Source organism: Brevundimonas sp. TWP3-1-2b1 (genome assembly GCF_049896165.1).
Classification (GTDB): Bacteria; Pseudomonadota; Alphaproteobacteria; order Caulobacterales; family Caulobacteraceae; genus Brevundimonas; species Brevundimonas subvibrioides_B.
This window is the reverse complement of the sequence record NZ_JAFCTT010000003.1, coordinates 140,876-167,849: the sequence shown is the minus strand read 5'-3', so window position 1 is coordinate 167,849 and position 26,974 is coordinate 140,876. Positions and strand designations below refer to the sequence as shown.

Sequence of the window (26,974 nt, the reverse complement as noted above, 5' to 3'; positions counted from 1 at the left end):
CCATGGCGGAGGCCCACCCAGACCTGTCGAAGGCGCAGAAGCGGTGGATCCTGGTCGCCACGGTGCTGGGGTCCAGCCTGACCTTCATCGACGGTTCGGCGCTCGGTGTCGCCCTGCCCGCCATCCAGCGTGACCTCGGGGCGGGGCCGGCGGCGGTGCAATGGATTTCCAACGCCTATCTGCTGACGCTCGGGGCGCTGGTCCTGATCGGCGGGGCGGCGGGGGACCGGTTCGGACGGCGGCGGGTGTTCCTGATCGGGGTCGTCCTGTTCGCCCTGTCGTCCATCGCCTGTGGACTCGCGCCCACCGAGCAACTGTTGATCGCCGGGCGGGCGGCGCAGGGGATCGGCGCGGCCCTGCTGACGCCGGGTGCGCTGGCGTTGATCGGGGCGACCTTTCCGCAAGACGAGCGCGGTGCGGCCTTCGGGGCTTGGGCGGGGGCCGGGGCCCTGTTCGGCATGGTCGGGCCTCTGGTCGGCGGCTGGCTGTCGGACCATGCTGACTGGCGGTTCATCTTCTGGATCAATGTCCCCATGGCCGTACTGACGGTGGTCGTGGCGCTGAAGGCGGTGCCGGAGAGCCGGGACGAGAGCGCCCGGGGGCTGGACTGGCTCGGGGCCCTGCTGGCCATCGGCGGACTGGGCGCTCTGATCTGGGGGCTGACGGCGGCGCCGGATCTGGGCTGGACCCACCCGGGGGTGATCGGCGGATTGATGGGCGGGGTCGTGCTGCTGGCGGGATTCCTGTGGGCCGAGGCGAAGGAACCGCATCCAATGATGCCCCTCGGCCTGTTCCGTTCGTCCGTGTTCAGCGGAATCAATCTGTTGACGCTGCTGCTTTATTTCGCGCTCGGCGGGGCGATGTTCTTCCTGCCGTTCGAGCTGATCCGGGTGCATGGCTGGTCGGCGACCGGGGCGGGGTCCGCCATGCTGCCGTTCGCGGCGGTGATGGGGCTGTTCTCGGGCGCGGCGGGCAGGCTGGCCGACCGGTTCGGGGCGAAGCTGTCCCTCAGCCTCGGGCCTGTGCTGGCGGGGACCGGCCTGATCCTGCTGGCCCTGATGCCGCCGGACGCCGGCTATGTGGCGGGGCCGCTGGCCGGGATGACGGTGATGGCCGTGGGCATGACCCTGGCCGTCGGGCCGTTGACGGCGGCGGTCATGGGGGCGGTGAAGGAGGGCCACACGGGCGTGGCCTCGGGCGTCAACAACGCCGTGGCCCGGATCGCGGGCCTGCTGGCCGTCGCCCTGCTGGGGGTGCTGTTGTCGGCGGTGTTTGTTTCAGGCCTTGGGGCGGGGGTCGATGCGCCGGATGCGCGGGCTCAGCTCGGCGCCGTGATGGCCGGGGAAGGCGGTGTCCCGGACGGGGCGGTCGCCGCCTTCCACTGGGCCTTCCAGTGGGTGATGCTCGCCTGCTCGGTCTGCGCAGGACTGGCCGGGGTCATCGGGCTGCTGACCGCGCCCGCCAGAAATCAAAAAGATGGGGTTCAGAAGGCCGTGTAGAGGGCCTCGATCAATCGTTGCGCACGGGGGTCGCCGATCAGGTACTGGGACTGGCGGGTCATGGCGTAGGCGGCCGACAGCCTGATCTCCGGGTCGGCCATGACGCAGCTGCCGCCCCAGCCGCAGTGGCCGACCGTGTCCGGGTTGGGGCCGAAGATGTTCAGCCCCGCGTTGCGCATCAGGCCCGCCGCCCAGGTGATGTCAAAGGGTAGGACCTTGTCCGGTCCCGAGATGCGCGGCTTCGTCGCCTCGGCGAGGACGGCGGGGGAGAGGATGGTCTGGCCGTCGAGCGCGCCCTCGTTGGCGAACACCCCCATGACGCGGGCGAGGGCCAGGGCCGTGCCGTGCAGGTTGGCGGACGGGATCTCGATCGAGCGCCACTCGGCCGAGCCGCGCCCGCCGGGGGCCGAACCCTTGTCGAGGAAGGCGGCGGTCTTGATGGCGTCGATGGGGCCGAGGTCGGGGGCTTTCGACGGCTTGCGAAGGGCCGCGACGCGGTCGTGCTCGGCCTCGGGCAGGCCGATCCACAGGTCGAGCCCGAACGGCCTGGCGAAATCCTGCCGCAGGGCCTGACCCAGACTGCGGCCGTCAGCGAGGCGATGGACCTCGTTGGCGAGGAAGCCGACCGTGACGGGGTGGTAGCCGGAGGCGGTTCCCGGCGGCCACATCGGCGCCTGGGCGGCCAGGCGGTCGAGCACGGCGCCCTGGTCGAACCAGATGGCCGGATCGACGGGTTCGTCGAAGCCGGGCAGGCCGTCCTGATGCGACAGCAGCTGGGCGACGGTGACCTCGGCCTTGCCGTTGGCGCCATAGGCCGGCCACAGGTGGGCGACCTTCTCCTCATAGGCCAGCCTGCCGCGCTGCACGGCCGAGGCCATCAGAAGGGCCATGACCGCCTTGCCGGACGAGAAGACGGGCACGAGGCTGTTGTCCGTGAAGGGCGTCTTCTCGCGCGGATCGGCGACCCCGGCCCACAGGTCAATGACCGTCTCGCCGGCGATGACGACCGAGAAGCGGGCCGCCTGTTCGTTCAGCCCGCCGGGTGCGTCGGTGAAGTTTGCGGCGAAAGCGTCTTTCACAGCATGGAAGCGGGGCGGGCAGACGCCGGAAATCTCGGGGGCACTGGTCATGCCGGGGTCTTATCCGGGGTTTGCGATACGAGCCACTGCTGCACGCCATTGGCCGCGACGACGCCCGAGGCGAGGCTGGCCTGCAGCAGGTAGCCGCCCGTGGGCGCCTCCCAGTCGATCATCTCCCCGGCGACGAAGACGCCCGGTTTGGAGGTCAGCATCAACGATGGATTCAGAGCGGCGAATTCGACGCCGCCCGCCGTGGAAATCGCCCGCTCCAGCCCCTGGATGCCGGTCAGCTTCAGCCGCACCGCCTTGATCCGTTTGGCCAGCTTGTCGAAGCCCGGCGGAATGTCGCCGATCTCGCGCAGCAGGGCGACGGCGACGGGTGACAGGCCGCCGGCCTTGCGCAGGTGGTTGGTCATGGAGTCCTTGCCGCGCGGGCGGGACAGGCGCTCGGCGAGGGCCGCCTCGGTCAGGTCGGGGCGCAGGTCGACGACCAGGGTGGCGGAGCCCTCGGCGGCGATGGCGGCGCGCAAATGCGCGGAGAGGGCGTAGATCGCCCCGCCCTCGACGCCGTAGCGGGTGACGACCATCTCGCCGCGCACCGTCTGGTCGCCGAAGGTCAGGCTGGCGGGCTTCAGCACCTGACCGGCGAACCGTTCGCTCAGGATCTCGGACCAGGCGACGTCGAACCCGGCGTTGGCGGGAACCAGGGGCGAGACGGCGACGCCCGCGCCCTCCAGCGCCGGGACCCAGAGCCCGTCCGAACCGAGCCGGGGCCAGCTGGCGCCGCCCAGGGCGAGGACGGTGGCGGCAGGATGTTCGACCCGTTCGCCTTCGGGCGTATCGAAGGTCAGGGCCTCGCCCCGCCAGCCGGTCCAGCGTGAGCGGGTGCGGATCTCGACGCCGAGCCCGGCCAGCCGGGTCAGCCAGGCGCGCAGCAGGGGCGAGGCCTTCATGGCGCGGGGGAAGACCCGGCCGCTGGAACCGACGAAGGTCGGCTGGCCCAACCCTTGCGCCCACCGGGTCATGTCGTCGGGGGAAAAGGCATCGAGCCAGTCGGAGATCGGCTCCGCGGCCTCGGCGTAGCGGGCCAGAAAGGCCGGCTGATCCTCGGTGTGGGTCAGGTTGAGCCCGCCGCGCCCGGCCATCAGCAGCTTGCGCCCGACCGACGGCATACGATCGTGGACCACGACGCGGGCGCCGGCCCTGGCCAGGGTCTCGGCGGCCATGAGGCCGGAGGGACCGGCCCCGATGATGTGGACGGCGTGGTCGGAGGGGGTGGTCATGGGCGGGGGTGTAACGCGCGAGGGAACGGTCGTCTCCCTCCCACTTGGGGGAGGGTCGTCGCGAAGCGACGGGGTGGGGGCGACAGGGTTATGCGGATGCAGGCCTGTGAGGTTTGCCTTGCCGACCCCACCCGGTCTCCGCTGCGCTCGACCACCCTCCCCCGAGTGGGAGGGAAAGAGTTGCGCGGGAACGTCCGTGTCCCGCATACACTTTTCCGATCATGAGCGTCGCCTTCACGCGCGAGGAGGATCTGGAGGCCACGGCCGCCGATCTGCCCGACCGCCCCATCTCCACCCATCCCAATCTGGTGACGCCTGCGGGTCTCGCCGCCATCGAGGATGTGCTGGCGTCGGCGAGGGCCGCCTATGCCTCGGCCCAGGCCTCCGGCTCGATCGAGGCGGACCGGACAGCGATGGCGCGGGCGACACGGGACCTGCGCTACTGGTCGGCGCGGCGCGCCACCGCCCAGCTGGTCGAGACCGAGGTCGACGGTCGCGTGCGCTTCGGCGGCTCGGTCACCATCGCGCGGGACGACGGCCGCACCCAGACCTGGCGGATCGTCGGCGAGGACGAGGCGGACCCCGCCAACGGTTCCGTCAGCCACGTCTCGCCCCTGACCCGCGCCCTGATCGGCAAGGGCGTCGGCGACGAGGCGATGGTGGCCGGACAGTCCGTGGAAATCATCGCGGTGGACTGAGAAATCTCTCCGTGCACCCCGACGAAGGTCGGGGTCCAGGACCGCGAATTCTGGCGTCCGGGATCAGGCATCACCACTTCTGTTCCCGTTGACGAACGTTTCCATCTGGACCCCGGACGCAGTTTATCCTCGGACTGGCTCTAGCCAGACCCGGGGGCAGGGGTGCACGGTGTGCAGGAATGAGCTCTCTGCTCGAAAGGACATCTCTCTTCATGGCCAGAAAACCCAACTACGGCTTCGAACGCATGGAACGCGACAAGGCGGACGCCGAGAAGGCCGCCCGCAAGGCGGCAGCAAAGCTGGCGAAGAAGGAAGCGAAAGCGCGGGGCGAGGACGTCGATCACCCTGACTGGCAACCGCCGGAAGACCAGGCCGTTTAGGCTTCCTTGGCGGCCTGTGGTCGCGACGCGGTCGCTCCCGACCTGAGGCCTGGCGACCCGGGGACTGGCGATGGCGGCCCGCCCTGGTCGCCGCGCGCCCGTCCGGAGGCGGGGATCGCGTGTCCGCTGAGCCGGGGGCAGGTGAAATCGGGGCCGGACCCGAAGGGGTTCACCCTGCGCACATATTCCGCACTGCTGAAGAAGCCCGATCCGTGGGCCGGGTTCAGGGCGCGCGCGGCGAACTTGCGGCCGGTGCTGAAGAGGGTGCTGTGATTTCTTTCGTCATCCTCCGGCGAGCGCAGCGAGACCGGGGGACCCAGCGGCGCCGAAGGCGATCTTTTCAGGCACGATCTCGGACACAGCCAACTTCGCGACAGGTTCGCGCTCCCGCGCGCCGCTGTGTCCCCCGGTCTGCGCCGCGAAGGCGCAGCTTGCCGGAGGATGAAGAAAGAAAATCAGGCGAACTCCGCCTCCAGATCCGACAGTCTCGCGGCCTGATCCTCGGCGATCAGGGCGTTGAGCAAGGGGTCGAGGTCGCCTTCCATGATCTGCGGCAGGCTGTGCAGGGTCAGGTTGATGCGGTGGTCGCTGACCCGGCCCTGCGGATAGTTATAGGTGCGGATCCGCTCCGACCGGTCGCCCGACCCGACCTGGGACTTGCGCGTGTCGGACCGGGCCTGGTCCTTCATCTGGCGCTGCATGTCGTAGAGGCGGACGCGCAGGTTCTTCATCGCCTTGTCGCGGTTCACATGCTGCGACTTTTCCGAGGACGTGACCACGATCCCGGACGGGAAGTGGGTGATGCGCACGGCGGAATCGGTCTTGTTGACGTGCTGGCCACCCGAGCCGGAGGCGCGGAAGGTGTCGATGCGGATGTCCTTGTCCTGGATGTCGATCTCGACGTCCTCGACCTCGGGCAGGACCGCGACCGTGGCGGCCGAGGTGTGGATGCGGCCCTGGGTCTCGGTCGCGGGGACGCGCTGGACCCGGTGCACGCCGCTCTCGAACTTCAGCCGGCCGAACACGCCGTCGCCGGTGACGGTGGCGATGATCTCCTTGTAGCCGCCGGCTTCACCCTCGGTGGCGCTGTCCAGCTCGACGCGCCAGCCCCGCGTGGAGGCGTAGCGGGAATACATGCGGAACAGGTCGCCGGCGAAGAGGGCGGCCTCGTCCCCGCCGGTGCCGGCGCGGACCTCCAGCACGGCCGAGGCGTTCTCGTCGGCGTCGCGCGGGGCCAGCAACAGGGCGACGTCGCGCTCCATGTCGGGCAGGCGGGCGTTCAGCGTCTCCAGTTCGTCGCCGGCCATGGCGGCCATCTCGGGATCCTCGGCCATGGCCCGCAGGTCCTCGATCTCGGCGCGGGATTTCGCCAGGGCCATGACGGCGTCGGCGACCGGCTTCATCTCGGCGTGCTCCTTCGACAGGCGCACGATCTCCTGGCCGTCGGTGGCCGCGCCCATGCGGGCCTCCACCTGGTGGAAGCGGTCCAGGACCTGGTCGAGCTTGGACTGGGGCAGGCGCAAGGGCGGGGTATCCATCGGCGGAAGCGAGGCGCGGTGTTACTCCGTAGGGCCTCGCCGTGTCGATGCGCGTGCCGGACCGGAGCCGTTCACCCCCTGTTGTGACCGCCGTGTGCGGCGGGCGTCGGCCTCACAACGGTTACGCCGGGCCGCCCGTACGCCTTGCCCGCAGGCGCTCAGGCCCTCTCCCCGCAGGGGGAGAGGGACCGGGTCGGTCAGGCCAGCGAGGGCTCGATATCCTTGCAGGCCTGCAGCAGACCCTGGACCGAGGCGACCGACTTCGCGAACATCGCCTTTTCCTCGTCGTTGGTGGTGAACTCGACGATCTTCTCGACGCCGTTCGCGCCGATCATGGCCGGCACGCCCACATAGAGGTCCTTGAGGCCGTATTCGCCCGACAGCCAGACGGCGCAGGGCAGGACGCGCTTCTGGTCCAGCAGATAGGACTTGGCCATGGCGATGGCCGATTCAGCCGGGGCGTAGAAGGCCGAGCCGGTCTTGAGCAGGGCGACGATCTCGCCGCCGCCCTTGCGGGTGCGGGTGACGATGGAGTCCAGATCGGCCTGCGACAGGAAGCCGGCCGAAACCGCGTCAGGCAGGGGCAGGCCGCCGATGGTCGAGTGACGCACCATCGGCACCATGTCGTCGCCGTGCCCGCCCAGGGTCCAGGCGTGGATGTCCTGCACCGAGACGCCGGTCTTTTCCGACAGGAAGTAGGCGAAACGGGCCGAGTCGAGCACGCCGGCCATGCCGACGACCTTCTCGTGCGGCAGCCCCGAGAATTTCTGCAGGGCCCAGACCATGGCGTCGAGCGGGTTGGTGATGCAGATGACGAAGGCGTTCGGGGCGTGGGCCTTGATGCCCTCGCCGACGGCCTTCATGACCTTCAGGTTGATGGAGACCAGGTCGTCGCGGCTCATGCCGTCCTTGCGGGGCACGCCGGCGGTGACGATGCAGACGTCCGCGCCCGCGATTTCCGAATAGGCGTTGGCGCCCTTCAGCGAGACCGAGGAGCCGAACACGGCGGTGGCCTCGGCGATGTCGAGCGCCTTGCCCTGGGGCGTGCCCTCGGCGATGTCGAACAGGATCACGTCGCCCAGGGCTTCGCGCGCGGCCACATGGGCCAGGGTGCCGCCGATCATACCGGCGCCGATGAGGGCGATCTTCGCGCGAGCCATGGAGTTCTCCGTCAGGGGCTTGTCATGGGCCGGCCGCGCTGAGCGCGACTTGAGGCCGGGTTGTGCAATGCGATGTCAGAAACCGTCGGGCGGCGGTCTAGCCCCGGTGCGGCATGGTCGCAAGCGGGGAAGCGGGGGTTTACCGGCGGCGGGCGTCCTGCGACGGTCTCCGTCTCACAGACGAGGAGCCGACACCGATGCGCGCACACTTCGCCGCCGCCCTTCTGTTATCCGCCATCGCCGCGCCCGCAATGGCCCAGACGCCCCCCGCCACCATCGGCCAGCAGTATGTTCCCGCCCCCTGGTGGATGCGCGATCCGGTCATCGCCTCGATCGGCTACGTCCGGGTCGAGCTCCAGGCCAACCGCGCCGGCTTCAACGCCACCTTCCAGGTCGTGGACCGAAGCGTCGCCGAGGCGTCGAGGAAGGCCGCCGACCAGGTCCGCGCCCTGTCACAGACCCTGGCCGCCTATGGCGTTGAAAAAGTCCGCGTCGAGACCAGCCTGACGACCCAGCCCCTCTACGACCAGTATCGCGACGAGAACGGGATCCTGCGCGACAACACCCGGGCCGACCGCATCGAACGCTATCAGGCCCAGGCCACCGTCAGCCTGTCGGTCCGCGACACGGCCCTGCTGGAGCGGATCTACGCGACCGTGGTCGCCTCCCAGCCCAACTCCATCAGCCAGGTCTATTTCAGCCTGGAGCCCGACAATGTCGCCAAGTCCAATCTCGCCCGCGAGGCCGTGCGCGACGCCGCCAACCGGGCGCGCGCGGCCGCAGAGAACGCCGGCGCGACCCTGGGATCGGTGCGGGTGATCGACCCGACCGGCCGGGCTTGTCAGACCGACGTCCTCGCCGGCTGGCCCTCCTACGGTTCGGGCGCGTCCCAGGCGACCACTGTGTCGGAAGACGTTGTCGTGACCGCCAGCCGGATCATGGCCATGGCCCCGCCTCCCCCGCCGCCGCCCGCACCGGGTCAGGCCCCCTCGGAGGCCCAGATCGAGGCGGCGCGACTGGCCCTCCAGCCGCCGCTCCAGGTCCTGACCGACCAGGCCTGCGTGGTCTACGGCCTCAACTAGTGGCGGAGTTCGTCGTCGACCCGGCCTTCGCGGCCGGGTCCGTCTTCGCCGCCGACTGGCCCCTGTGTCACGTCCGGCTGCAGGACGACGCCCGTTTCCCGTGGCTGATCCTGATCCCCCGGGTCGCAGGCGCGACCGAGCTGGAGCATCTCCCGGTCGCCGACCGCGCCGTGCTGATGGAGGAGACGATCCGGGCCGGCGCGATCGTCCGCGCCCTGGCCGGGGCGGCAGGAAAGCCTATCGACAAGCTGAACGTCGCGGTTCTCGGCAATGTCACAGCCCAGCTGCACCTGCATGTCGTCGGCCGCCGCCGCGACGACGGCCTGTGGCCGGATCCGGTCTGGGGTCGGCCGGGAATGATACGATATGAGCCGGAGGCCCTCACGGACCGGTTGGCGCGGATCGCCGATTAAAATCCGTGCATCCCCGCGAAGGCGGGGACCCAGGTTTTAGCCACGCGCACGGCGCCTGGAGCGTTCGGCGGTCAAAGGGGCTAAAAGGAGCGCGGACCTCCAGGTCCGCGCTCCAAGGGCGCCGCAACTCACCCGTCGAACGCTCTAGGATCACGGTCAACACGCACCTGGCGCTCCCTGTCGCCCACAGCACTGGGTCCCCGGCTTCGCGGGGATGCACGGGGTTGGGCTGAATCAGCGAACCAGCGTAACCGCCCGCTCGCGGCCGCCCTGGGCCAGCGTCCCGCTCCAGCCTTCGCCCGAAGACTGCAGCGACAGTCGTCCGCCGCCCATCTCCAGCACCAGAACGCCCGCCGACCGTTCCGCCGTCGTCAGAGGTCCGACCTCGGCCGTGGCGTCGGCAGTGCGATAGGCGCCGTCCAGCGGCCTGGTCTCGCCCTGGTCCATCAGGGACACGGTCATCAGCGTCCGCCCCTCGCCGTCCTTCAGCAGCCAGCGCCCGTCCAGCGGCCCCATGCGCGCGTCCATGCCGCGCTCGGCGGCCTCGACGCCCGCATCATAAGCATTGTCCGCCCGCGACGGCGCATGCTCGTAGCTGCGGCGGTAGGCCTCGACCGAGACCGGAGCCGTAATGACGCGAAGGCGGGTATCGCCCCCGCCGTCGCCTTCCTCCGTGACACGGCCGAAATTCGACGGCGGCTCGAAAGGTCGCACCACCGGGGCCTGATAGACCTGGGCCGTATAGGCCACCGGCGACGACTGCCCGATCACGGCAACGGGCGAAACGGCGAGCGAAATCAGTGCGAAAACAACCATGACCGCCAGAGTGTCGTCTCCCGGCGGCCATGACCAGCGCCGACGTGCGGCACGCGAAATCGTGATCGGCTCCGCACGCGGCGTGACCAGCGCGACCATTCGCCTGTTTTGCACTGCACCCTCGCGTTGACACCGGCCCGCGACCGTCCGTAAAGCCTTGCGCAATCGCGCTTGACGCCTTGATCCGTCTCAGCTTTTTGAGAACTACTCGCATGTCGAACCCTATCGGCGACGCGGCTGACGACCAGACCGGTCGTTTCGTCTCCCAGCCCAACGGCCGCCCCCGCCCCCTGTCTCCGCATCTGCAGACCTGGCGCTGGCATATCACCATGACGGCCTCGATCCTGTTCCGCGTCACCATCGGCGCAGCCAGCGTCGGCGCGATCTTCGTGGTCGCCTGGACGGCCGCCGCAGCCTTCGGGCCGGAGGCTTATGCCGCCGCTCTCGGTCTGGCGGCCTCGTCCCTGGGTATGCTCGTCGGCTTCGGCCTGACGGTGGTGCTGTTCTCGCTCCTGCTGAATGGCGGTCGCCACCTGATCAACGACACCGGCGCCGGTCTGACGATCACGTCCGCCGACCGGCTGTCCTCCGTCGCCGTCTACGGTCCCGTCCCCCTGGCTATCCTGTTCTGGGTCGCCCTGTTCGCCACCGGAAGGGTTTCGTTGTGAGCGCTCAGGCCCAGTACAAGAACGGCGTCCGGGTCTCCGAACGCCACGGCGCCGGGGAATGGACCCTGGAAAAGATCCTGCTGGCCCTGATGATGCCGCTCGGCGTCTGGCTGCTGTCGACCGCCTTCACCCTGGCCGGCGCCGGATACGATGTCGTCCTCCATTGGTTCGCCAGCCGGCTGAACGCCGGGCTGCTGGTCGTCACGGCCCTGGTCTTCTTCGGTTTCGCCAGCCTGGCCTGGAAGGTGATCGTCGAGGACTACATCCACCGTCCGGGGAACAAGGCCCTGCTGCTGGGCCTGCTGAACCTGATCTTCCTCGCGCTGGCCGCCGCCAGCGTCTTCTTCATCGTGCGGCTGGCGCTGGGTTCGGCGCCGCTGCCGGCCGGTTTCGGGATCTGATCGAGAAAAATGGCTGACTATCAAATCGTCGATCACGAATACGACGTCGTCGTCGTCGGCGCCGGGGGCTCGGGCCTCCGCGCGGCCCTCGGGGCGGCGCAGCAGGGACTCAAGGTCGCCTGCGTCACCAAGGTCTTCCCGACCCGCTCCCACACCGTGGCCGCCCAGGGCGGCATCTCCGCCGCGCTCGGCAACATGGGCGAGGATTCCTGGAAGTGGCACATGTACGACACCGTCAAGGGGTCGGACTGGCTGGGTGACCAGGACGCCATCGAATATCTGGTCCGCGAGGCCCCCAAGGCCGTCTACGAGCTGGAACACTGGGGCGTGCCCTTCTCGCGCACCGACGAAGGCAAGATCTATCAGCGCGCCTTCGGCGGCATGACGAAGAACTACGGCGAGGGCCCGGTCCAGCGGACCTGCGCCGCCGCCGACCGCACCGGCCACGCCATCCTCCACACCCTCTACGGCCAGTCGGTGCGCCGCGAGGTCGAGTTCTTCATCGAGTATTTCGCCCTCGACCTGATCATGCAGGACGGCAAATGCACGGGCGTCACCGCCTGGAAGCTCGACGACGGCACCATCCACCAGTTCCGCGCCAAGCTCGTCATCCTGGCCACCGGCGGCTACGGCCGCGCCTATTTCTCGGCCACCTCGGCCCACACCTGCACCGGCGACGGCAATGCCATGGTCCTGCGCGCCGGCCTGCCGCTGCAGGACATGGAATTCGTCCAGTTCCACCCGACCGGCATCTATGGCGCCGGCTGTCTGATCACCGAGGGCGCCCGGGGCGAGGGCGGCTATCTGACCAACTCCGAGGGCGAGCGGTTCATGGAACGCTACGCCCCGTCGGCCAAGGATCTGGCCTCACGCGACGTCGTCAGCCGCTCCATGACGATGGAGATCCGCGAGGGTCGCGGCGTCGGTCCGAACAAGGACCACATCAACCTGCACCTGGATCACCTCGACCCGGCCGTGCTGCACGAGCGCCTGCCGGGCATCTCGGAATCGGCCAAGATCTTCGCCGGCGTCGATGTCACGAAACAGCCGATCCCGGTCATCCCGACCGTCCACTACAATATGGGCGGCATCCCCACCAACTATCACGGCGAGGTCCTGACCAAGGTCGGCGACAACGCCGACACCGTGGTCCCCGGCCTGATGGCCGTGGGCGAGGCGGCCTGCGTCTCGGTCCACGGCGCCAACCGCCTGGGGTCGAACAGCCTGACCGATCTCGTCGTCTTCGGCCGCGCCGCCGGCCTTCGGGCCGGTGAGGTGGTCGACAAGGCCGCCCCGGTCCCCGCCGCCCCGGCCTCGGTGACCGCCGGACATCTGGCGCGTCTCGATCGCTTCCGCTTCGCCAACGGCTCCCAGTCGACGGCCAGACTGCGTAAAGAGATGCAGCACGCCATGCAGTCGGACGCGGCCGTGTTCCGCACCGGTGAGACCCTGGACGGGGGCGTCGCCAAGCTGCGCGACATCGCCGCCCGCTCGGCCGACATCAAGACCACCGATCGCGGCATGATCTGGAACACGGATCTGGTCGAGGCGCTGGAATACGACAACCTGATCGACCAGGCCCTGGTCACGATCGAGAGCGCGGCCAACCGCAAGGAAAGCCGGGGGGCTCACGCCCGCGAGGACTTCCCCGATCGTCACGACGACGAATGGATGAAGCACACCCTGGCCTGGAAGAAGCCCGGCGAGGGCGTCGCGATCGACTACCGTCCCGTGCACACCTACACGATGTCCTCGGACATCGAGTACATCAAGCCCAAGGCGAGGGTTTACTGAGATGGTTCAACTCACCCTCCCGCGCGGCTCCGCCCCGACCAGGGGCAAGGTCCACAAGGCTCCCAAGGGCGCCAGGAACGTCAAGACCTACAAGGTCTATCGCTATGACCCCAACGTCGACGCCAACCCCTCGTGGGACGTCTTCGAGGTCTCGGCCGACGATCACGGCCCCATGCTGCTCGACGCCCTGATCCATATCAAGAACGAGATCGACCCGACCCTGTCGTTCCGGCGCTCGTGCCGCGAGGGCATCTGCGGCTCCTGCTCGATGAACATCGACGGCCGCAACACCCTGGCCTGCACCAAGGGCTGGGACGAATGCTCGTCCTCGACCATCGCCATCGGCCCCCTGCCGCACCAGGCCGTGATCAAGGATCTGGTGACGGACCTGACCCTGTTCTACGCCCAGTACGACTCGATCAAGCCCTACCTCCAGTCCGACGATCCGGATCCCACCACCGAGCGCCTGCAGTCGCCCGAGGACCGCGCCAAACTGGATGGCCTCTACGAATGCATCCTGTGCGCCTGCTGCTCGACCTCCTGCCCCAGCTACTGGTGGAACCAGACCGAGTACCTGGGTCCCGCGGCCCTGCTGCAGTCCTATCGCTGGATCTCCGACAGCCGCGACGACAAGACCCAGGAACGGCTCGACGACCTCGAGGACCCGTTCAAGCTCTACCGCTGCCACACGATCATGAACTGCGCCCAGGTCTGCCCCAAGGGCCTGAACCCGGCCAAGGCCATCGCCGAGACCAAGAAGCTGATGATCGCCCCGGGACGCAAGAAGCAGGCGGCGTAGCCCACTTTAAATCCGCTCATCCCCGCGAAAGCGGGGACCCAGTGCTTTCGTGAGGCACTGGTGCGCCGGATCGATGTCGGGGCAGGGCAGGTAAAGCCTATCGCCCACAGAACTGGGTCCCCGCTTTCGCGGGGATGAGCGGAGAGATAGGTTCGATCCGCGCCGTTGAACAACAAGCCTGAGTCCGAATGCCCAAGGTCACCTACATCGAGCACGACGGCCGCGAACATGCCGTGGAGGTCAAGTCTGGCCTCTCCGTCATGGAGGGGGCGGTCCGCAACACTGTGCCCGGCATTGACGCCGACTGCGGCGGGGCCTGCGCTTGCGCCACCTGCCACGTCTATGTCGACGAGGCCTGGCGCGAGGCGACCGGCAAGCCGTCCGCCATGGAAGAGTCGATGCTCGACTTCGCCGAAGAGGTGGAGCCCAACTCGCGCCTGTCGTGCCAGATCCGCGTCTCGGACGCCCTCGACGGCCTGATCGTGCGCCTGCCGGCCAACCAGCACTGATCATGGTCGATCCGCGGCTGATCCAGGCCGTGGACGACCTGATCCGCCGCCACGAACGGCCGGGCCACGTCCCCCTGATCGCCATCGCGGGCGCCCAGGGGTCCGGCAAGAGCACCCTGGCGGCCGAGGCGGCGACGCGCCTGTCCTGCGCCGCCCTGTCCCTCGACGACGTCTATCTGACCCGCGCCGAGCGCGCCGACCTCGCCGCCCGCGTCCATCCTCTGTTCGCCGTTCGGGGTCCGCCCGGCGCCCACGACCTCGACCTGCTGGATCAGACCCTGGTCCGCCTGCGCGCCGCCGGGCCAGGGGACCGCACGGCGATCCCTGCCTTCGACAAGCTCGCCGACGACCGCCGGGCCGAGGCGGACTGGCCCGTCTTCGAAGGCCGGCCCCGCTCTGTCCTGCTGGAGGGCTGGTGCCTCGGCGCGTCGCCGCAAGGACCGGCCGAATTGTCGGAATCCATCAATGACCTCGAGCGGATCGACGACCCGGACGCCGTCTGGCGCCGCGCGATCAACCATTCACTGGCGACCCGTTACGCCCGCCTGTTCGCCACCTTCGACGCCCTGCTGTTCCTCAAGGCCCCGACCTTCGACCGCATCCTCGACTGGCGGGTCGAACAGGAGGCGGGATTGCTCGGCCTCCGTCCTGCCGCCGTGCCCGGGGCCCGCCGCACCGAACTGGCCCGCTTCATCCAGGCCTTCGAGCGCATCACCCGCCATATGCTCGCCGGCGGCGTCACGGCGGACATCGTCATCGAACTGGACGAAGACCGCGCCGTGCTTCACATCCGGGACCATGGCGGCGCCTGAAGCGCCCGCCGCGCGTTGAGTATCGTGGCCTTGACCCAACCCATCGACCGTCGCCTCCAGACCCGCTCGCCCGCGAACGCGCGCGCCGTTCTGGTCGCACCCGGGATCGAGATGGCCTGTGTGATCGTCGACACCTCGGCGGGCGGCCTCAAGGTCCGCACCGACCGTCAGCTTTCCCTGCCCGCCAGCGTCACCATTGTGGACGTTGCGGCGGGCCTCGCCATCGAGGCGGACGTCGCCTGGCGCAAGGGCGCCGAGGCCGGGCTCAGGCTCAAGGGCCAGTCCGCCCTGCGCGGCCTCGTCCCCTCCCGCCTGCTCCCGGCCCGCGAGGCGTGGATCCGCGCCGGCGGGCGCTGACACTCGCCCGGCGGCGCCTCCCGTCCCCGGGGAGGCCCGCGAGACCTACTCGATCCTCGGCATCGTCCCGGCATTGATCGCGATCCGCCCGATCAACCCCTTGACGATCAGGTCCAGCGGCTGGCCCTCGCGATAGTCGGCGGCGGCGACGAAATTGACCCGGTCCTCGGAGATCAGCGAATAGATCTTCTTCTGATCCTTCTCCGAGTTCCGGGGATCATAGACGGCGATCGAGAAGCCGCCCTTGGTGTGCATCATCTTCATGGTCGGCACGTCGGTGTCGCCGTCGCCGAGGAAGATCATCCGCTCGAACGGAATCGCCCGGTCCTCGTCGGCGGTGAACCGGTTGATCCGCTCGTGGTCCCAGTGGTTCAGCACCCCCTTGTTGATGCGGAACAGATACTGGGTCTTGGTCGTGTAATTGACGCCCACCGCCGGCCAGATGGCCACCCCGTGGTCGTCATAGGCGAATTTGGACGCGAAGACGTGGTGGAAGGCGTCGCGGATCGGACAGCCGTCGATCATCTCCTCCAGCCCGGCCGAGATGATGTAGTGTTCGATCTCCAGCCCGTATTTCGCCCCGATGGCGTCGATCCGCTCGAACCAGCCCTTGCCGGTCAGGTCCGACTTCAGCCCGTCGAACAGCTTCACGTCCTCGCCATGTTCGGCCAGCAGCTTTTTGGTGATCGGCTGGTCGCTATGCCGCGCCCGCTGCAGCATCAGCTGCATATACATCAGGATGTTGTCGCCATCGGCCGACTTGGTCAGCCGGTCCGCCTCGCCCCAGAAGTCGCCGACCCCCATCCCCACCGACGGAATGAAGGTGACCTCCTGCATGTTCCCCCGCGCCAGGGTCCCGTCGAAATCGTAGATCAGGGCGGTCTTGAGGAGGGGTGTGTCGGCCATGCGGCCTCCGGTGGCGAGTGACGAGTGGCGAGTGGTTAGTGAGCGCGGGTCACGCTGTCAAAACCCGGCGATCAGACGGCTCGTCACTCGCCACTCGATACTCGCTACTACCCGAGCGCCAATTCCGGCGCCGCCGCCCCGCTGTCGGCTTCCAGCGGCAGGTGCAGGATGAAGGCCGCGCCCTTGCCGGGTTCGCTTTCCACCTCGGCCCAGCCGCCGTGCAGCTCGACCAGGGCCTTGACCAGGGCCAGACCCACGCCCGGACCGCCGCGCTCGCGCTTCACGAACCGGTCGAAGACGTGCGCCTGCAGATGATAGGGGATGCCCCGGCCGGTATCCTCGACCCGGATGCGCAGCTCGCTTGAGTTGGCCTCGGCCCGCAGGGACACGGACCCGCCCTCCGACACCGAGCGCCCGGCATTGTCCAGCAGATGATCGATGGCTTGGGCCAGCCGCCTCGCATCGGCCCGGATGGCCGGCAGGTTGGCGGCGGCGACGGCCTTCAGGGTTGCGCCGCGTCCCTCGATCCTCGGCCGGTGCTTCTCGACGGCCTCGGCGAACAGGTCGCGGATGCGCACGTCGCCCAGCGACAGCTCCATCTCGCCCGCGTCGATCTGGGCCATGTCGAGCACATCGTCGATGGAGTGGGTCAGCTGGCCGGCGGCGACGCGGATGGCCCCCGCGTACTGGCGGCTACGGTCGGGCAGATCGCTCATCGTCTCCAGCAGTTCGGAATAGCCGACGATCGTGGTCAGCGGCGTCCGCAGCTCATAGCTGACCGAGCCGACGAACTCGCGCTTCAGCGCCTGGCTTTCCTTCAGGGCCGCCTCGCGCTGGGCCAGGGCCTGTTCCAGCTCGCGCCGCGCCGTCACGTCGGAGAAGGCCACCAGGGTCGCGCCGTCGGGCAGGGGCCGGGTCTGCCAGGCCGCCGTCCGCCCGTCGGTCGTGCGCCCCTCGCCCGAGACGGCGATGCGGCTCTCGGGATCGGGATCGGCCACCCGCGCCTTCAGCCCCAGCCACAGGGCCGCGTCGGGCAGGGCCGTCTTGCACAGCTCGGCGATGGCGTCGAACTCCCCCGCCTCCTCCAGCTGTTCGGCCGACAGGCTCCAGAAGGTCTCGAACGCCTCGTTGTGCAGCCGCAGCCGCCCGTCCGAGCCGAACACGGCGACCGCGTCGTTGAGCTTGTCGAGCGTCGCCGTCTGCACCTGGAGCTGGGCGTTGAACCGGCTGCGCAGGCTCAGTTCGCCCGTGATGTCCGAGAACAGCAGCAATATGCCGCCCAGGGGGTGGGGCTGGCGCACCAGCCGCAGAGTCCGCCCGTCCGGCAGGGACCAGCTGTCGTCGGCGGCGGCTTCCGTCGCCTCGTAGAACTCCAGCTCCGTGGCCTTCCAGCCCGCATAGTCGATGACCTCGGGCAGCATCCGGCGCTGACGCAGCCGGTCCAGCAGCTCGGCGTGGGTCGGCCGTTCGTTCAGCCAGGCCGGATCGAGGTTGAACAGCACCTGGAAGGCGATGTTGTGGAAGGCCAGTTTCTTCGACGGCCCGAAGATGGCCACCGCATCGGCCAGATGGTTGAGGGTCTCGTCATGGGCCGTGACGTGACGGCGCAGGGTATCGCGCGTCTCCTCGGCCTCGGTCATGTCGATGGCGAAGACCAGCACCGGCCCGCCCGGCCCCGCCGCGCCGCCCGAGAACAGGGGCTCGGCCAGAATCTTCCAGGCCCGGCGACGTCCGTCTCCGGCGGTCCAGCGGAAGCCTTCCTGATGCGTTCCGACCCGCGCGGCCTCGGCCGCCAGCTGGTCGGCGCCGCGGTCGAAACTGGCCCGGGCCTCGCGCGCCGCCTCGACCGTTCCGCACTTCACCTCGGCCAGCCACGCCTTGTTGGCCCAGACCAGACGCCCGTCATGATCCACGACCCAGGTCGGCGATGGCGAGGCGTCGGCGATCAGCCCGGCCCCGAAGCCGTGCTCGCCGGCGCCCTCGCCCGGCCCACCCTCGATGTCCCCCTGCGAGACGCTCCGCGCCACCGGCGACAGCCTCAGCCAGGCGGTGCCGTTGACGGCGCTGCCCTCGATCTTCCAGGCGTCGCCGTCGTGCGCCTCGAACGGCGTCCCCTCGGCCAGCAGGGCGTCGATCGGCTCGGCCAGGCCGGCATGCAGGGCCTCGGCCAGGGCCGCGCCCGGCGTCCCCTGCACATCCCTGGCGAAGGCCAGCCGCACCGCCTCTATGCTTTCGGGCCGCCCCAGCAACAGCGGCGGCTCGCCCGGCGTCAGCCCGATGCGCACGTCGTCGAAGGCGGTCAGGGCGCCGTCGTGCTGGGCCCGGCTCACCGCCGTCGCGGCGCGGTCCCGCTCAATCATGGATTCGCGCGCGGCCACGGCCCGGCGCAGACGCCACGCCCAGACGCTGATCGACAGGGCCAGTCCCGCCGCTCCCGCCGCCGCCGCAAAGGCGATATCGGCCTCCGCCATACCCGTTCACCCGCTGGATCGAATCGCGACCATAGCCGAAGCCGCGCCGGGCGCGAATGGATGGTTAACAAGTAGTCGGGGCATGTGCGACGGTGAGTCCCGTGCGCCACGGTGGCGCTGCCCCGGACGAGCGCCTAACTCCCCCACCATGACCTGGAACGATCAAGCGGCCCCCTCGCTCGACGACTTCGCCCGGCTGGCGCGCCAGGCCTTCGACGCCCTGCCGGAGCCGTTCAGATCCGCCGCCGGGGATGTGGTCATCCGCATCGACGATTTCGCCGACGCGGAGACCCTGGCCGCAGTCGATCTCGAGGACCCGTTCGACCTGACCGGCCTCTATCACGGCGTCCATATCGGCGACCGCGAAGGCTTCGGCCCTGCGCCAGAGCCGTCGCGCGTCTTCCTCTACCGCCGCCCCATCCTCGACGAATGGTGCGAGCGCGGCGACGTCGGCCTCGCCGAGATCATCGCCCACGTCCTCATCCACGAGATCGGCCACCACATGGGCCTCGACGACGACGACATCGACGAGATCGAAGCCGAGGATTGAGGACGTCCAACCTTCTCCCTCCCACTCGGGGGAGGGTGGTCGACGCGAAGCGGAGACCGGGTGGGGGCGGCGAGGCAAGACACCAAGGCCTGCACCCGTATCACCCTGTCGCCCCCACCCCGTCGCTGCGCGACGACCCTCCCCCGAGGGGGAGGGAGAGGATTACGCCGCCTTCCTCTTCGCCCCCGCCGACCCCTTTCGGACTGTTCCGCAGCGCCGCCATCAGGTCCACGACCTTCGCGGGTCCGAAACTGGCGCTGGCCGGCCCCTTCTGGCCGGCAGGGCGCCGGTCCGGGCGTCGATGTCGCACCGGGATGACTTTGCAGGCCGTCCTCCCATATCCGCCTCATGTGTAAGCCGTTGATCTATTGCGGGGAGCAGGGGCGGTGACGGGTCCCGGCCCTGGCGTGAGTTCCCGTCCCGATCCCGTGTTGCCCGGTCAGGAAAGCGTCTGGGCCTTTCCACGCCCGGCGATCGCCGAGCCGACCGGCGCGCATGTTCTGATCGTCCACGCGGGCGTCATCGTGGCCGAGACCCGCTCTGCGGTGCGGACGCTGGAGACGAGTCATCCGCCCAGCTACTATATTCCGCCCTCGGACATCGCGCCTGGACTGCTGCGTCGCGCTGGCGGCGGCTCGTTCTGCGAATGGAAGGGTGCGGCGACCTATTGGGACGTCGTGATCGGCGCCCAGGTCCTGCCGCGCGTCGGCTGGAGCTATCCGGAGCCGACCCCTCCGTTTGAAGGCTTGCGGGACCATATCGCCTTCTATGCCGGCCCCTTCGATCGCTGCAGCGTCGACGGCGAGACGGTCGAGCCCCAGGTCGGCGGGTTCTACGGCGGCTGGATCACCTCGCGTCTGGCCGGACCGTTCAAGGGCGGCCCCGGGACGTTGGCGTGGTGAGAGCGTGAGCCGGGACACGGGCTCATCCCCCGGGCGGTCGGTGCCGCGCGGGCGCCTGTCGCGGCTGAGCCAGTTCGGCCGGCTGGCGGGATCGGTCGCCGGGGGCATGGTGGCGGAGGGCGCGCGACGGCTCGCGGAGGGCGAGCGCCCGCAGCTGCGAGACCTGCTCCTGACGCCGTCGAACGTCGGCAGGATCGCCGACCGCCTGTCCCATCTGCGGGGGGCGGCCATGAAGCTGGGCCAGATCATTTCGATGGACGCCGGAGACCTGCTGCCTGCGGAGCTGACCGCCATCATGGCGCGGTTGCGCGACAGCGCCCAACACATGCCGCCGGCCCAGCTGCAGAAGGTTCTGGTGCGCGAGTGGGGCCCGGACTGGCGAACCCGGTTCCAGCGGTTCGACCTGCATCCGGTTGCCGCGGCGTCCATCGGCCAGGTTCATCGGGCCATCACCCGCGACGGCCGCGAACTGGCGATCAAGGTGCAGTACCCGGGTGTCAGCGAAAGCATCGTGTCCGATGTCGACAACGTCGCCGCCTTGCTGAGGATGTCCGGCGCCCTGCCCAGGGGCCTGGACATCGCGCCGCTCCTTGCCGAGGCCAAACGGCAGCTTGCCGAAGAGGCCGACTACGAACGCGAGGGCGAACAGATGAGGCTGTTCGAGCACCTGCTGGCCGATACCCCCGAGGTCATCGTGCCCACCCTCGATCCACAGCTGACGACGTCCCGGGTCCTGGCGATGACCTTCCTGTCGGGCCTTCCGATCGAGACGCTCGAAACCGCCCCCCAGGCGGCGCGCGACGCGGCCGTTCGCACGCTGATGACCGTGGTGCTGCGCGAGCTGTTCCAGTTCGGCGTCATGCAGACCGATCCGAACTTCGCCAACTACCGCGTCCAGCCCGAGAGCGGCCGGCTGGTGCTGCTCGATTTCGGCGCCGCCCGCCCGGTGCAGCCGGCCACAGCCATGGGGTACCGCCAGCTCCTGCACGCGGGTCTGTCCGGCGACCGGATGGCCGCGCGGGCCGCAGCGCTCTCGGCGGGCTTCATCGGCCCGGCCGCCGTCGCGCGACATGGCGGGCGCGTCGACGCCATGATCGATGTGATCCTCGGCGAGCTTCAGCGCCCCGGTCCGTTCGACTTCGGCGATCGCCGCTTCCTCGCGGCCTTGCGCGAACCGGGGCTGGAGATCGCGGCGGACAGTGCTGCATGGCATCTGCCGCCTTCGGACATCCTGTTCGTCCAGCGAAAGATCAGCGGCACCGCCCTGCTGGCGGCCAGGCTGAAAGCCCGGATCGATCTCAGGGCTCTTGTCCAGCCCTGGCTCCAGATGTGAGCGTTCGGGACGGAAGCGTGAATCAGGCTCTTTCCAAGAACTGCAGGACGGCGGGGGTCTTCGAACCGAACTCGCGGTGACGCAATGCAACCCCGGGCGGCGGTTCGGGAGGTCTGCTCTCGGGCCTGGCGGTCAAGGTCTGGTTTTCGGCCTGAAGGTGATGTCGTGGTCCGACCCTTTGCGGACTTGTGGTGTGTCCCTTTCGATAGTGGGGCTATCGCGAGTGCGATCCCGGTCTAGGATCCCGCCATGACAGAACCCTACAATGTGGCAATCGCCGGCGCAGCCGGGGATCTAGGCGCCCGAATCACCAAGGCGCTCATCGCCCGCGGCGCCTCGGTCAGCGCGGTGGTTCGCCCGGATCTCGGCAACGAAGAGCGATCTCGCCTCGAGACCCTGGGGGCGAGGATCATGCCTGCCGATCCGCACGACATCGACGCCATGGCCGCCGCCCTCGCCGGCGCTTCCTGCGTCGTCTCCGCGCTGAATGGCGTGCGCGAGGTGATCATTGATCGACAGACGGTCCTGCTCAATTCGGCGGTCCGAGCGAACGTGCCGCGCTTCATTCCGTCGGACTATGCCGCCGACTTCACCAAGACCCGACCTGGTGACAACCGAAATTTCGATGTCCGCCGGGAGTTTATGGCCCGCGTCGATGCCGCGCCGATCCAGGCGACGTCGATCCTCAACGGCGCCTTCATGGACATGCTCGGCGCCGAGATGCCGATCATCCAGCCAGCGATCCGCCGGGTCCTCTACTGGCATGACGCGGATCAGAAACTGGACTTCACCACCAAGGACGATGTCGCCGCCTATGTTGCGGCCGCCGCGATGGACGAGAACGCGCCGCGAATTCTGCGCATCGCCGGCGACGTCGTCAGCGCGCGCGAGCTCGCCGTGGCCATGACCGAGGCGACCGGTGAACGCTACCGAACGCTGTGGGCGGGAAGCCTCGGCTCGCTGGCGGCGATGATCGGTTTCACGAAGCTGATTGTGCCCGGCAAGGACGAGGCGTTCCCGCCCTGGCAGGGTATGCAGTACATGCGCGACCAGTTCAGCGGCCGCGGCAAGCTCGAACCGCTCGACAACGCACGCTATCCTGAACTGCATTGGACCCCGGTGAAGACGCTCCTGGCCAAGCGCTTCGACAAGGCGGCGTGAGAATGCGCCTCGATCCTTGCGTTGAGGCCCAGCCCATATCCGGGTCCATTTAAGGGTCGCGTCCGTAGCGGATGGCCGCGGCATCCAGACCCATACGCACGGGGAGAACGACCGGTGTAGCCGGCTGGTGCGGATCAGCAGGCCTGGCGGTCAATGTCCGGTTTTCGGCCTAGCGTTGATGTCGTGTTCCGACCCGTTGCAGACGTCAGTTGAGTCTCCTCCCCGTTCGCCTCTTGGCGAAGGGGGAGGTGGCGCGGCGCGCTTGCGCCGTGACGGAGGGGTTCTTCACTCTAGACATGGTGCGGGCTCAAAAGCCCCTCCACCGCTTCGCGGTCCCCCTCCCCATCGCAAAGCGGCGACGGGGAGGAGACGAACCGAATGCATGTCCGCTCACCACCCCTAGCCGACGTGGGAAACGCCCGAAAAACCAGTCCTCAAGGACTGATCAGGGCTCCGACAACGCCGACCATTCCAACCAATACTCCGCCGAATGCTGCCGCGATCTGCACAGCAAGCATCAACGCAAAGCCTTTGAATACGCCTGCAACACGCGACCGGAACCATCGCCCATGCCCCATGCGAACGAAGGCAACTATCCCTAGCAACATGATTGCTGCGGATGTCATCGCTGCCTTAGGCCCTGTGCCGTATGACAACCACGCCAAAGGCAGCATCAGAACGGTCCAGGCACAAAGCCAGCCAAAGCTGGCACGGAACCCTCTACGCCATCCCAGATCTTCCTTGTCCCACAGACGAAGTAGCGGAGCTGCCGCCAATGCGTAGAAGGCTGACAACAGGGGCACCATGACCAGAGTCATCCAGCCGTCAGCGTCTGCCACGAAAGCGTCCTGCGACTTGCCTGACCGTTCGATCAGCGGGTCAATCACTGCAGGCGGCATACCCTCCAAAATGAACCCGGCGCCACCCTGCAAGAACAGAATCAACATCAAGATGGCATTGAGCCCGAGGTAGAGGCGCAGCGGGCGGGCATAGGCGCCACCTCCCTCAGGACCCGCCTCCATCCATGCCCGCAGAACGGTTGAAGGCCGGAGCAGGAGGTCCCTGGCGGTGATTACCTCACGGCCTGCGAAGCCCAAAAAGTCATCAGCAAGCTCATCGCTCGGTTTGCGTGTGTCTGTCATTGATCCCCCTAATGACCGAGATAACTGCGTTTCGAACTCAAACCCACCACATTCCTTCAAGGTCGGCTTTCGGCTGGAGAACCGTCGACTGATTGGCCCGGCGACCTCGGAACACACGCACGCCCGTCATTGAGATGGCTGCCAGAGCTGGTGCGGGGTCGGTGATCCCGGGTCCGCCCCCCACCCCCTCGCGGACGTCCGGCGCGTCCGCCCGGGTCGGCCCGGAACCGCCCGGCGCGCGACCGACGGCCCGTCCCCATCTGTGCGCGTCGCAGCAAAAAGGGGCGGCGATCGCTCGCCGCCCCTTTCATGTCCGACCGAAGCCGGTCGCTACTGCGCCGGACGCACTTCCAGCGGCAGGCCGAGGGCCTCCAGCTGCGGACGCACCACAGAGGCGTCGCCCACCACGACCCAGACGAACTGGTCGGGCTTGATGACCTGGCGGGCGGCCTCGTCCATCTGGGCGGCCGTCAGGGCGCGGGTGCGGCTGGCCAGCGTAGCCTGATAGTCGTCGGGGCGGCCGAACAGGGCGTTGGAGCGCAGGGCGCCCAGGATCTGGCCCGAGGTCTCGAACCCGCCGGCCAGCGACCGGGTGTTGCCGTTGATGGTCCGCTCCAGCTCGGTCGGCTGGACGCCGTCGGTCTGCAGGAAGCGGTCGTACTGGGCGATCAGGGCCGCGACCGAGTCCCCGGTGCGGTTGGCCTGAACCGGGGCGTTGACGATATAGGGCACGCGGTATTCCAGGGCGTTGACCCCGCCGCGCACGCCATAGGACCAGCCCTTGGTCTCGCGCAGGTCCGAGTTGATCCGCGACAGGAAGTCCGAGCCCAGGGTCACGTTCGCCGCGTTCAGCGCCAGCAGGTCGTCGGTGCCCGAGACGGGCAGGACGGCGCCGCCGTAGATCAGCGACTGCGGCGACTGCGGACGGTCGATCAGGACGATCCGGTTGGTCGGCGCGGGCACGGCGGCGTCGGCGAAGTCCTTTGTCCCCTTTGCCGTCGAAGGCGCGCGCCAGTCGCCGAAGGCGGCTTCCAGCTGTGCGGTCACCTGCGCCAGCGGCAGGTCCGAGACGACGAAGATCGTCGCATTGTCCGGTCGCACCCAGGCGTCGTGCTCGGCGACCAGATCGGCCCGCGTCAGGGCGGTCAGGGTCGCCACATCGCCCGACCCGGTAAAGGACCGGCCATAGGGGCTGTCCGCGCCATACATCAACGGCGGCAGGGCGCGGGCGGCGATGGCGGCCGGCTGGGTCGCTTCGCTGGCCAGGCCCGACAGGCGCGAGGCGCGGATGCGCTCGATCTCGGACGGGGCGAAGGCCGGGTTGCGCACCACGTCCGACAGCAGGGTCAGGGACGGGGCCAGGTTGGCGGTCACGGTCGACAGATCGGCCGAGGTCCGGTCCATCGAGGCCCCGACATTGACCGAGGCGCCCAGACGTTCCTCTTCCTCCGCCAGTTGGTTGGCGTCGCGGGTCGTGGTGCCTTCGTCCAGCAGGTCCAGCATCATGGCGTGGGCGCCGAGGCGATCGGCGCGGTCGGCGGCGTAGCCGGCGTCGAAATCGATGCCGACGCGGGTCACCGGCACGGTGTCGACGTGGGCGTAGACCACCTTGATGCCGTTCGACAGGGTGGCGCGCTCGACGGCGGGGAACTCCAGATCCGGCACCTGGCCGATCTCCGGCATCGGGATGCGCGCGACGCGCTGGATCTCGGCGGCCGGGACCGGAGCGGCGCCCGACGGGGCGGCGGCGGCCTCGGCATAGGCCTCGCGCTCGCCCGGCGCGACGGTCAGGTCATAGACCGGACGGGTCAGCCAGCGCTGCATGGCGTCGCGGACCTGGGCCGGGGTGACCGAGGCGTACTCGGCGAGTTCCTTCTTGTAGTGGTCCGGATCGCCCGCATAGAGCTGGCCCTCGGCGAGGACGTTGGCCTTGCCGTTGACCTGTTCCAGGCTCTGGATCCGGCCCGAGACATACTGGGTGGCGACACGGGCCACCTCTTCCTCGGTCGGTCCGTTGGCGATGAAGTCGGCGACGATGGCGTCCAGGCGGCGGCCCACCTCGGCGGCGTCCACGCCCGGCTTCACGTTCACCGTGATGTCGAAGAAGCCCAGGCGGTGGAAGTCCTGCATCGAGGACGACACCTGTACGGCCGTCTGCTCGTCGCGCACCAGGATGTTGTCCAGACGCGAGGAGGCGAGACCGCCCAGCACCGAGGCCGCAACCGACAGCGGCACCGCGTCGTCGCTCAGCAGGCCCGGCACGGCCCAGCTGCGGGACAGGCGGGTGGTGGCCACCCGGTCATGCATGACCTGGACCACCGGGGCGGCCAGGGTCGGCACATCGGCCTCGGCCGGGGTGTTCACCGGGCCGCGCGCGATGGTTCCGAAATAGCGCTCCATCAGTGGACGCGCCGTGGCCTCGTCGATGTCGCCCGACAGCACCACGATCGCATTGTTGGGGCCGTAGTTCTCGCGGAACCAGTTGCGCACCGTCTCAAGGCTCGCCGCGTCCAGATCGGCCATCGAGCCGATGGTCGAGTGGCGATAGGGGTGGCCTTCGGGGAACAGGGCCTCGAGGCGGGCGTACTGGACCAGGCCGTAGGGCTGGTTGTCGCCCTGGCGCTTCTCGTTCTGGACCACGCCGCGCTGCAGATCGAGCACGGGCTGGCCGATCTCGCCGAGCAGATAACCCATGCGGTCGCTTTCCAGGAACAGGGCCTGTTCCAGCGCCGGGGTCGGGACGGTCTCGAAATAGTTGGTGCGGTCGAACCAGGTCGTGCCGTTCAGGTTCGACGGCCCGAGGTTGCGCATCCGGCCCAGATAGGAGCCCGGCGCATTCTCCGACCCGCCGAACATCAGGTGTTCGAACAGGTGGGCGAAGCCGGTCGAGCCGGCCGGTTCGTCCTTGGAGCCGACATTGTACCAGACCGACACCGCCACCACCGGCGCCTTGCGATCCTCGTGCACGATCACCGTCAGGCCGTTGTCGAGCGTGAACCGCGTCCACGGAATATCGACCTCGGCGACCAGCTGCGACACCGGGGCGGCCTTCAGTTCGGCGGCCTGGGGCGTGGTCGCCGCCATCGGCGCGGCGGACGTTTGAGCCAGCACGGGGGCGGCGGGAGCGATCACGGCCAGAAGGGCGGCGAGCGAGACGGAGCGAAGACGCATGCGAGAAACAGTCCTTTTCCTGAAGCGCGCAAACATTAACGACGTCACGC

25 protein-coding genes are annotated in these 26,974 nt (G+C 68.9%); 16 read left to right on the top strand and 9 right to left on the bottom strand.

What is annotated here, in order from left to right; all coding sequences use genetic code 11:
* The first annotated feature begins 2 nt into the window (after positions 1-2).
* Positions 3-1,499, top strand: a complete 1,497-nt coding sequence (locus tag ACP7AB_RS04270) for an MFS transporter (protein ID WP_425990203.1) — start codon at positions 3-5, stop codon at positions 1,497-1,499.
* On the opposite strand, the gene ACP7AB_RS04265 is transcribed toward ACP7AB_RS04270, so the two are convergent.
* Both ACP7AB_RS04265 and ACP7AB_RS04260 read right to left on the bottom strand, forming a co-directional pair.
* Complete coding sequence (locus ACP7AB_RS04265; RefSeq protein WP_425990205.1) at positions 1,484-2,629, bottom strand: serine hydrolase domain-containing protein; 1,146 nt, start codon at positions 2,627-2,629, stop codon at positions 1,484-1,486. The genes ACP7AB_RS04270 and ACP7AB_RS04265 overlap by 16 nt on opposite strands.
* A complete protein-coding gene (locus ACP7AB_RS04260) occupies positions 2,626-3,861 on the bottom strand; it encodes an NAD(P)/FAD-dependent oxidoreductase (protein WP_425990206.1) in 1,236 nt (411 codons plus the stop codon). Before ACP7AB_RS04260 ends, ACP7AB_RS04265 begins: the two co-directional genes overlap by 4 nt.
* Positions 3,862-4,082: 221 nt before the next feature.
* Here ACP7AB_RS04260 and greA point away from each other — a divergent pair, with 221 nt between their 5' ends.
* Both greA and ACP7AB_RS04250 read left to right on the top strand, forming a co-directional pair.
* On the top strand, positions 4,083-4,559 hold the full coding sequence (gene greA, locus ACP7AB_RS04255; RefSeq protein ID WP_425990208.1) for a transcription elongation factor GreA: 477 nt from the start codon (positions 4,083-4,085) through the stop codon (positions 4,557-4,559).
* Positions 4,560-4,771: 212 nt separating this feature from the next.
* The gene (locus tag ACP7AB_RS04250) at positions 4,772-4,939 is read left to right on the top strand and encodes a hypothetical protein (protein WP_425990210.1); all 168 of its coding nucleotides are present in this window, start codon (positions 4,772-4,774) and stop codon (positions 4,937-4,939) included.
* A gap of 455 nt (positions 4,940-5,394) precedes the next feature.
* Here the strand turns inward: ACP7AB_RS04250 and prfA are convergent, their stop codons facing one another.
* Complete coding sequence (gene prfA / locus ACP7AB_RS04245) at positions 5,395-6,462, bottom strand: peptide chain release factor 1 (protein WP_425990212.1); 1,068 nt, start codon at positions 6,460-6,462, stop codon at positions 5,395-5,397.
* Positions 6,463-6,674: 212 nt separating this feature from the next.
* Positions 6,675-7,637, bottom strand: coding sequence for a malate dehydrogenase (gene mdh, locus ACP7AB_RS04240; protein WP_425990214.1), 963 nt, complete (start codon positions 7,635-7,637; stop codon positions 6,675-6,677).
* Positions 7,638-7,834: 197 nt separating this feature from the next.
* Between mdh and ACP7AB_RS04235 the strand changes: the two genes are divergently transcribed.
* Both ACP7AB_RS04235 and ACP7AB_RS04230 read left to right on the top strand, forming a co-directional pair.
* A complete protein-coding gene (locus ACP7AB_RS04235; protein WP_425990216.1) occupies positions 7,835-8,719 on the top strand; it encodes an SIMPL domain-containing protein in 885 nt (294 codons plus the stop codon).
* Positions 8,719-9,132 (top strand): HIT domain-containing protein, encoded by a 414-nt coding sequence (locus tag ACP7AB_RS04230; RefSeq protein WP_425990218.1) that lies wholly within the window; start codon positions 8,719-8,721, stop codon positions 9,130-9,132. The genes ACP7AB_RS04235 and ACP7AB_RS04230 overlap by 1 nt, the downstream gene beginning before the upstream one ends.
* A gap of 234 nt (positions 9,133-9,366) precedes the next feature.
* On the opposite strand, the gene ACP7AB_RS04225 is transcribed toward ACP7AB_RS04230, so the two are convergent.
* Positions 9,367-9,948 carry a hypothetical protein gene (locus ACP7AB_RS04225; protein WP_425990220.1) on the bottom strand — a complete coding sequence of 194 codons (582 nt, stop codon included), beginning with the start codon at positions 9,946-9,948 and terminating at the stop codon, positions 9,367-9,369.
* 212 nt (positions 9,949-10,160) lie between these two features.
* On the opposite strand from ACP7AB_RS04225, the gene sdhC reads away from it, so the two are divergent.
* From sdhC to ACP7AB_RS04190, 7 genes are all read left to right on the top strand, one after another.
* Complete coding sequence (gene sdhC / locus ACP7AB_RS04220) at positions 10,161-10,616, top strand: succinate dehydrogenase, cytochrome b556 subunit (RefSeq protein WP_425990222.1); 456 nt, start codon at positions 10,161-10,163, stop codon at positions 10,614-10,616.
* The gene (locus ACP7AB_RS04215) at positions 10,613-11,017 is read left to right on the top strand and encodes a succinate dehydrogenase, hydrophobic membrane anchor protein (protein WP_425990224.1); all 405 of its coding nucleotides are present in this window, start codon (positions 10,613-10,615) and stop codon (positions 11,015-11,017) included. Before sdhC ends, ACP7AB_RS04215 begins: the two co-directional genes overlap by 4 nt.
* Positions 11,018-11,026: 9 nt before the next feature.
* Positions 11,027-12,811, top strand: a complete 1,785-nt coding sequence (sdhA, locus tag ACP7AB_RS04210) for a succinate dehydrogenase flavoprotein subunit (protein WP_425990226.1) — start codon at positions 11,027-11,029, stop codon at positions 12,809-12,811.
* A gap of 1 nt (position 12,812) precedes the next feature.
* Positions 12,813-13,610: a succinate dehydrogenase iron-sulfur subunit gene (locus ACP7AB_RS04205; protein WP_425990228.1), complete on the top strand. Its 798-nt coding sequence runs from the start codon at positions 12,813-12,815 to the stop codon at positions 13,608-13,610.
* A gap of 188 nt (positions 13,611-13,798) precedes the next feature.
* Positions 13,799-14,119: a 2Fe-2S iron-sulfur cluster-binding protein gene (locus ACP7AB_RS04200; RefSeq protein ID WP_425990230.1), complete on the top strand. Its 321-nt coding sequence runs from the start codon at positions 13,799-13,801 to the stop codon at positions 14,117-14,119.
* Between the two features lie 2 nt (positions 14,120-14,121).
* Positions 14,122-14,931 carry a kinase gene (locus ACP7AB_RS04195; protein ID WP_425990232.1) on the top strand — a complete coding sequence of 270 codons (810 nt, stop codon included), beginning with the start codon at positions 14,122-14,124 and terminating at the stop codon, positions 14,929-14,931.
* 24 nt (positions 14,932-14,955) lie between these two features.
* Positions 14,956-15,288 (top strand): PilZ domain-containing protein, encoded by a 333-nt coding sequence (locus tag ACP7AB_RS04190; protein WP_425990234.1) that lies wholly within the window; start codon positions 14,956-14,958, stop codon positions 15,286-15,288.
* A gap of 45 nt (positions 15,289-15,333) precedes the next feature.
* Here the strand turns inward: ACP7AB_RS04190 and ACP7AB_RS04185 are convergent, their stop codons facing one another.
* The gene (locus ACP7AB_RS04185; protein ID WP_425990236.1) at positions 15,334-16,194 is read right to left on the bottom strand and encodes an HAD family hydrolase; all 861 of its coding nucleotides are present in this window, start codon (positions 16,192-16,194) and stop codon (positions 15,334-15,336) included.
* 107 nt (positions 16,195-16,301) lie between these two features.
* Positions 16,302-18,665 carry an ATP-binding protein gene (locus tag ACP7AB_RS04180; RefSeq protein WP_425990238.1) on the bottom strand — a complete coding sequence of 788 codons (2,364 nt, stop codon included), beginning with the start codon at positions 18,663-18,665 and terminating at the stop codon, positions 16,302-16,304.
* Between the two features lie 148 nt (positions 18,666-18,813).
* On the opposite strand from ACP7AB_RS04180, the gene ACP7AB_RS04175 reads away from it, so the two are divergent.
* The 4 genes from ACP7AB_RS04175 (at position 18,814) to ACP7AB_RS04160 (ending at position 22,611) form a co-directional block, all read left to right on the top strand.
* Positions 18,814-19,215, top strand: coding sequence for a metallopeptidase family protein (locus ACP7AB_RS04175; protein WP_425990240.1), 402 nt, complete (start codon positions 18,814-18,816; stop codon positions 19,213-19,215).
* A 407-nt stretch (positions 19,216-19,622) separates the two neighbouring features.
* Positions 19,623-20,117, top strand: coding sequence for a DUF427 domain-containing protein (locus ACP7AB_RS04170; RefSeq protein ID WP_425990242.1), 495 nt, complete (start codon positions 19,623-19,625; stop codon positions 20,115-20,117).
* A gap of 4 nt (positions 20,118-20,121) precedes the next feature.
* On the top strand, positions 20,122-21,450 hold the full coding sequence (locus ACP7AB_RS04165) for an ABC1 kinase family protein (RefSeq protein ID WP_425990244.1): 1,329 nt from the start codon (positions 20,122-20,124) through the stop codon (positions 21,448-21,450).
* Between the two features lie 267 nt (positions 21,451-21,717).
* Positions 21,718-22,611, top strand: coding sequence for an NmrA family NAD(P)-binding protein (locus tag ACP7AB_RS04160; RefSeq protein ID WP_426046104.1), 894 nt, complete (start codon positions 21,718-21,720; stop codon positions 22,609-22,611).
* A 434-nt stretch (positions 22,612-23,045) separates the two neighbouring features.
* Here the strand turns inward: ACP7AB_RS04160 and ACP7AB_RS04155 are convergent, their stop codons facing one another.
* Both ACP7AB_RS04155 and ACP7AB_RS04150 read right to left on the bottom strand, forming a co-directional pair.
* Positions 23,046-23,753, bottom strand: a complete 708-nt coding sequence (locus ACP7AB_RS04155; RefSeq protein ID WP_425990247.1) for a hypothetical protein — start codon at positions 23,751-23,753, stop codon at positions 23,046-23,048.
* A gap of 330 nt (positions 23,754-24,083) precedes the next feature.
* The gene (locus tag ACP7AB_RS04150; protein WP_425990249.1) at positions 24,084-26,924 is read right to left on the bottom strand and encodes a M16 family metallopeptidase; all 2,841 of its coding nucleotides are present in this window, start codon (positions 26,922-26,924) and stop codon (positions 24,084-24,086) included.
* Positions 26,925-26,974: the final 50 nt, after the last annotated feature.

What these genes read in the sequence shown, in the direction of transcription:
- ACP7AB_RS04270 (WP_425990203.1), top strand. Translation starts at nt 3, where the DNA reads ATGGCGGAGGCCCACCCAGACCTGTCGAAGGCGCAGAAGCGGTGGATC.
- ACP7AB_RS04265 (WP_425990205.1), bottom strand. Translation starts at nt 2,629, where the DNA reads ATGACCAGTGCCCCCGAGATTTCCGGCGTCTGCCCGCCCCGCTTCCAT.
- ACP7AB_RS04260 (WP_425990206.1), bottom strand. Translation starts at nt 3,861, where the DNA reads ATGACCACCCCCTCCGACCACGCCGTCCACATCATCGGGGCCGGTCCC.
- greA (WP_425990208.1), top strand. Translation starts at nt 4,083, where the DNA reads ATGAGCGTCGCCTTCACGCGCGAGGAGGATCTGGAGGCCACGGCCGCC.
- ACP7AB_RS04250 (WP_425990210.1), top strand. Translation starts at nt 4,772, where the DNA reads ATGGCCAGAAAACCCAACTACGGCTTCGAACGCATGGAACGCGACAAG.
- mdh (WP_425990214.1), bottom strand. Translation starts at nt 7,637, where the DNA reads ATGGCTCGCGCGAAGATCGCCCTCATCGGCGCCGGTATGATCGGCGGC.
- ACP7AB_RS04235 (WP_425990216.1), top strand. Translation starts at nt 7,835, where the DNA reads ATGCGCGCACACTTCGCCGCCGCCCTTCTGTTATCCGCCATCGCCGCG.
- ACP7AB_RS04225 (WP_425990220.1), bottom strand. Translation starts at nt 9,948, where the DNA reads ATGGTTGTTTTCGCACTGATTTCGCTCGCCGTTTCGCCCGTTGCCGTG.
- sdhC (WP_425990222.1), top strand. Translation starts at nt 10,161, where the DNA reads ATGTCGAACCCTATCGGCGACGCGGCTGACGACCAGACCGGTCGTTTC.
- sdhA (WP_425990226.1), top strand. Translation starts at nt 11,027, where the DNA reads ATGGCTGACTATCAAATCGTCGATCACGAATACGACGTCGTCGTCGTC.
- ACP7AB_RS04205 (WP_425990228.1), top strand. Translation starts at nt 12,813, where the DNA reads ATGGTTCAACTCACCCTCCCGCGCGGCTCCGCCCCGACCAGGGGCAAG.
- ACP7AB_RS04200 (WP_425990230.1), top strand. Translation starts at nt 13,799, where the DNA reads ATGCCCAAGGTCACCTACATCGAGCACGACGGCCGCGAACATGCCGTG.
- ACP7AB_RS04195 (WP_425990232.1), top strand. Translation starts at nt 14,122, where the DNA reads ATGGTCGATCCGCGGCTGATCCAGGCCGTGGACGACCTGATCCGCCGC.
- ACP7AB_RS04185 (WP_425990236.1), bottom strand. Translation starts at nt 16,194, where the DNA reads ATGGCCGACACACCCCTCCTCAAGACCGCCCTGATCTACGATTTCGAC.
- ACP7AB_RS04180 (WP_425990238.1), bottom strand. Translation starts at nt 18,665, where the DNA reads ATGGCGGAGGCCGATATCGCCTTTGCGGCGGCGGCGGGAGCGGCGGGA.
- ACP7AB_RS04175 (WP_425990240.1), top strand. Translation starts at nt 18,814, where the DNA reads ATGACCTGGAACGATCAAGCGGCCCCCTCGCTCGACGACTTCGCCCGG.
- ACP7AB_RS04155 (WP_425990247.1), bottom strand. Translation starts at nt 23,753, where the DNA reads ATGACAGACACACGCAAACCGAGCGATGAGCTTGCTGATGACTTTTTG.
- ACP7AB_RS04150 (WP_425990249.1), bottom strand. Translation starts at nt 26,924, where the DNA reads ATGCGTCTTCGCTCCGTCTCGCTCGCCGCCCTTCTGGCCGTGATCGCT.